5 protein-coding genes are annotated in these 4,698 nt (G+C 29.0%); all 5 read left to right on the forward strand.

Features of this window, described 5'->3' with window-relative positions; translation table 11 throughout:
• The first annotated feature begins 167 nt into the window (after positions 1 to 167).
• The 5 genes from MW871_RS16030 to MW871_RS16050 all read left to right on the forward strand — a co-directional run bounded on the left by MW871_RS16030 (position 168) and on the right by MW871_RS16050 (position 4,663).
• Positions 168 to 395 carry a hypothetical protein gene (locus MW871_RS16030; protein WP_248429393.1) on the forward strand — a complete coding sequence of 76 codons (228 nt, stop codon included), beginning with the start codon at positions 168 to 170 and terminating at the stop codon, positions 393 to 395.
• Positions 396 to 920: 525 nt separating this feature from the next.
• Complete coding sequence (gene fic / locus MW871_RS16035) at positions 921 to 1,481, forward strand: protein adenylyltransferase Fic (protein ID WP_248429396.1); 561 nt, start codon at positions 921 to 923, stop codon at positions 1,479 to 1,481.
• Positions 1,482 to 1,659: 178 nt separating this feature from the next.
• Positions 1,660 to 2,217 carry a hypothetical protein gene (locus tag MW871_RS16040; RefSeq protein ID WP_248429397.1) on the forward strand — a complete coding sequence of 186 codons (558 nt, stop codon included), beginning with the start codon at positions 1,660 to 1,662 and terminating at the stop codon, positions 2,215 to 2,217.
• A 188-nt stretch (positions 2,218 to 2,405) separates the two neighbouring features.
• Positions 2,406 to 3,377: a carboxypeptidase-like regulatory domain-containing protein gene (locus MW871_RS16045; RefSeq protein ID WP_248429399.1), complete on the forward strand. Its 972-nt coding sequence runs from the start codon at positions 2,406 to 2,408 to the stop codon at positions 3,375 to 3,377.
• A gap of 713 nt (positions 3,378 to 4,090) precedes the next feature.
• On the forward strand, positions 4,091 to 4,663 hold the full coding sequence (locus tag MW871_RS16050) for a hypothetical protein (RefSeq protein ID WP_248429372.1): 573 nt from the start codon (positions 4,091 to 4,093) through the stop codon (positions 4,661 to 4,663).
• The last annotated feature ends 35 nt before the right edge of the window (positions 4,664 to 4,698 follow it).

Raw genomic sequence — 4,698 nt, forward strand, 5'->3', positions numbered from 1 at the left:
CAGCGGTGTTGCGAGATTGCGAAATATGTGGTTAATTCACGTTTATCTTTCGCGAGAAATTTTATCTTAGCAGAAAATACTCGGTTCCGAAGTTCGCAACCTCGCAAAGCCGCGAAACGTTGGCAGTCAGCTTAAAAAAACGGACTGAATAATTAAAACTATTTAAAATGAAATTATCTAACATTACTTTTATAGAAGAAATTAACAGTGATTACAAAGTGCTTGATTTAATTAGCGGAAGCGACGATATTAAAAAATTTTTAATTTCATTTGGCTCTATCGAAGACGACAAAATTATTAATATACATAATTTTTCATACACCATTGAAGAATTTAAAATTGAGTTGATGGACGGAGAATTTTTGAATCTTGAACTTTACGTGAAAAAGATTTAGCTTCTAAACGAAGATTAATTTCATTCGTCAAAAGAGGATGTAAATTAAGTGATTTGATCATTTTTAGTAAAAGTTCTTTTTCATATTTCATATTGAAATCTGTTTCATCAATTAATTTACAAATGAAATTATTTGTTTGTCTTGTTGTTGGAATATAATTTTTGATAATTCTATTTTTGTCTGACATAATGATTAATTTAAAATTACTTCCGACTTAAAACGGTGCGGAAGTGAAACCGAAAATTGGAGTAAACAAAAAGCCGAACTGCCAACAGCCGTTTGGAGAGATTGGGGTTTTAGTGGAATTTGCGTTTTTCATCATATCTTCGTTTCGGCAGAAAATACTCTGCTTTAAAGTCCCCAACCTCTCCAAGCGCCAAAACGTTACTAGCAAGCGCACCGCACCGGAATATAAAACTGCATAAAAACACTAAAAAACTTCTAAAAAATAATCAGTTTTAAAGTAATTCACAAACATTTAAAGTATTTTTGACAAAGAAATTAATAGTTGAATAAATCTGAATTATGATGAAAAACATTGACAAAAAGAGTTTAGAAAATGCGTATCGCTTATTTGAGTCAGATGATATTAACAAAATTGAAATTGGAACTACTAAAGGTTTAAATCAAATACATAGTTATTTATTTAAAGGATTATATGATTTTGCGGGTAAAATACGTAATAAGAATATATCAAAAGGTGGATTTAGATTTGCAAATTCTTTATACTTGAATGAAATTTTAGTCAAAATTGAGCAAATGCCTGAAAATACTTTTGAAGAAATAATTGCCAAATATGTAGAAATGAATATTGCTCATCCTTTTATGGAAGGTAACGGAAGAACAATGCGAATTTGGTTAGATCTGATTCTGAAAACTAAACTTAAAAAATTAGTCAATTGGCAATATGTGGATAAATCTCTTTATTTACAAGCAATGGAAAGAAGTCCAATTAACGATTTGGAATTAAGAACTTTATTAAACAGTAACTTAACCGAAGAAATAAATAACAGAGAAGTAATTTTTAAAGGAATTGAACAATCCTACTATTATGAAGGCTATCAGAAAGAAGATGATGATGAATAACATTGTGGATAAAGCGCCAGCTAGTAACAGCCGTTTGGCGAGATTGGGGTTTTAGGCTTAATTTGAAGATGGTTTTGTACTTGGAAGATTAGTGTTTAATGGAAAAAACTCGCTTCTTTAATCCCCAACCTCGCCAAGCGCCAAGACGTTGTGCGTCACCTTAATAGAAATACAGAGAATGAAAATATCAGCGATAGAATATAATAAAGTAATAAACGACATAAAGAAAAATAATGCTATATATGCTAAAATTCTTCGCATTGGACAAACTTTTATTGATACAGGAGTTTCTTATAATAAAGTAAAAACTTTGCTTGAAAACGACGGCTATGATTTTGAAAACAGTTGTATTGAAATTGCTGTGAAACAATGGTTTTTTGATAGTTTTCATCATAAAGGAGAAGATGGCAAAAAAGTGGAACTAGAAGATTTAGATAATCATTTAGATTGCAATTTTATACTTAAAGGTGATGCAGGATTGACACTTGCTGATTACGACACTTCGAAAATGAATCTTAATATTGCTCGAAAGGCTATGATTATTTCAATTATAGCACTAATAGCCAGCATTATAACCCCATATTTAAGTACTGACCAAGCAGAAAAACAAGTTCAACCGATCACAAAAGTGATAATTGTCAAAGACACCGTCTATATTGAAAAATCTTCTGTAAAAAAAAATAAAGACACCATTTCGATGACTAATAAAAGTGATAGTAAGAAAATTACGCAATAAAAAAGGCGAACGCACAACAGCCGTTTGCCGAGATTGGGGATTTAGTGGAATTAGCGTTTTTTTATTACATTTACGTTAAGCCGAAAATACTCGGTTTCAAAAGTCCTCAACCTCGGCAAGCGCCAAGACGTTGTAGGCAAGTTTATCGCAGAAAGGAGAAAAATTGAAACTAACAAAGAAATTTTAAAATGAAAAAACAATTTTTATTTACATTATTAGCAGTATTTAATATTTATTTTTCTTACTCACAAAATACAAAAATATTAGTTTTAGATAGCATATCAAACTTGCCAATAAAGTACGCTAATGTGAATTTTCTAAATGGCTTTGGTGTTTTTTCAAATGAAAAGGGTAACATTATGATTTCTGATTTAAATATTAATTCAATTGAAATATCTCACGTATCTTATGAATCTAAAAAAATAGATTTGAACAAAATAAATAACTCAATTGTACTTTTAAAACCAAAAATCATAAAATTAGATGAAATCGTTATTAAAAAAGAAAAATTAAAATTACTGAAAACGATAAGTTTAAAGCCTAAAATTCATAGTAATTACAAAGAAATGTTTTTTAGTGCAATCGGCTTAAAATTAGCTTTTAAAATAAATTCATCAGGTAACAAAATAAACTTCTTAAAAAGTATTGAAATTCCTTTATTTAAAAAGACAAACGATGCAACAAAAGATTTTTATCCAGAAAAAAAATATCCATATAAAACATTGATAAAAGTAGAAATATTAAAATCTATAGATGATAAACCCGGTGAAAAATTATATGATTACAATAAGTATGAAATAATCAATTCAGAACTTTTAAATGATTCTTTTATCTCAACGTTTGAAAAAAACATTAAAATTCCCGAAAATGGTTTGTTTGTTGTATTAACATTTATTGGAAAAGTTGATGAAAATAACTTATTAATTACTGAAATGCCTTATGACATCAATAAAAAATTTCCTGATAGAAAATTTATAAAATGGATTCTACCAAATATTCCAATTACAGCAAGTGACAAAAATTCTAATACATTTTTCAGATTTGATTACGGGACAGAATCGAATTGGAAACAAATAGAAAAACCTATCAATTATGACAATAATAAGGAATATCCAATTTTTGATATCGGAATCGGTTATAAAATTGATTTAATGGAATAAAAACCTGCCTACAACAGCGGTTTGCATAAATGGCGAAATATGTGGTAAATTCACGTTTATCATTCGCAAGATATTTTATCTTAGCCGAAAAATCTCGGTTACGAAGTTCGCCACTTCTGCAAGCCGCCAGACGTTGTGCGACAACAGGTTGGAGCGCTCAGAAGAAGAACGAATTAAAACTTTAAAACTGAAAATCGAAAATTTCACAGCGGAGTTTTTTCCTATTTTCTGGAGTTTTTAAGCGCAACATTATAACTTACTCAAGTTTATGAAAATCAGAAACTTGAAAATTGAAATCTGATTAAGTTTGTAGAATGTGGAAAGTTGAAAATTCGATTTTGATCAAGTTCTTGGAAAATTGATACTTGAAAAATTGGCTGAATATAGAATTAGAAAACAGAAAGTTGATAAACAGAATTTTTTTCGATTTTTTTTTCAGTTTTTTAAGATTAAAAGAAGATGATTAAGAATGATATTGACTAAATTTGGAAATGACAATTGGAATGAATAGCAATGGTCAAACATAAAACATAAACTGCCGATCGCACAACAGCCGTTACAAGAAATTTGGGCATTTGGCTTAATTTAAATATGGTTTTGTATTTGGAAAATTTGTGTTTAATAGAAAAATCTCGCATCTTTAATCCCAAACTTCTTGTAGCGCCAAGACGTTGGCAGTCAGTTTGGTAGAACGAAAACGAAAGTTGCAAATTATGACAATAATCGGGAAATATAAAGTTGAAATTTTTGCAGAAGAAACATTTGAAAGTGGTTTTACTGATAATAAAAATAAATACGATTTTGAATATTTAGAAACAGAGAATAATTACATCTCAACTTACTTTTGCATCAAATTATTTGAAAATGAAAAGTTAATAAAAAGTATTGTAATTGGTTCAGAAGGTGGTAAAATCAGAATTAGCGAAAACATAAAAGTTATTGAAGAAAATAGAATAATAATTTGCTGTGGAAATAAAATATTCTGCTTGTCATTACCTGAATTAAAACTAATGTGGAAAACTAAAGCAGATGATATTTGCTGTTTTGAGGTTTACAAAAAGAGTGATTTTTATATTGTACACGGAGAAATTGAAATTTCGAAACTTGATAATAATGGGAAAATATTGTGGCATAAAAGTGGCGCTGATATTTTTACACCTTTAAAAGGAGCAGATATTTTTGAACTAAATGAAAAATACATAATTGCAACAGATTGGGAAAATAGAATTTATAAGTTTGATTATGACGGAAATGAATTTACAGATATGACGCAATTTTTGGAATAAATAAAAAACCGAACTGCCAACAGTCGTTACAAGAA

The organism is Flavobacterium pygoscelis (assembly GCF_023162025.1).
GTDB lineage: Bacteria > Bacteroidota > Bacteroidia > Flavobacteriales > Flavobacteriaceae > Flavobacterium > Flavobacterium pygoscelis.

Excerpts from the sequence above, each read along its gene's own strand:
- fic (WP_248429396.1), top strand. The coding sequence starts at position 921 with ATGATGAAAAACATTGACAAAAAGAGTTTAGAAAATGCGTATCGCTTA.
- MW871_RS16045 (WP_248429399.1), top strand. The coding sequence starts at position 2,406 with ATGAAAAAACAATTTTTATTTACATTATTAGCAGTATTTAATATTTAT.
- MW871_RS16050 (WP_248429372.1), top strand. The coding sequence starts at position 4,091 with ATGACAATAATCGGGAAATATAAAGTTGAAATTTTTGCAGAAGAAACA.
- MW871_RS16040 (WP_248429397.1), top strand. The coding sequence starts at position 1,660 with ATGAAAATATCAGCGATAGAATATAATAAAGTAATAAACGACATAAAG.
- MW871_RS16030 (WP_248429393.1), top strand. The coding sequence starts at position 168 with ATGAAATTATCTAACATTACTTTTATAGAAGAAATTAACAGTGATTAC.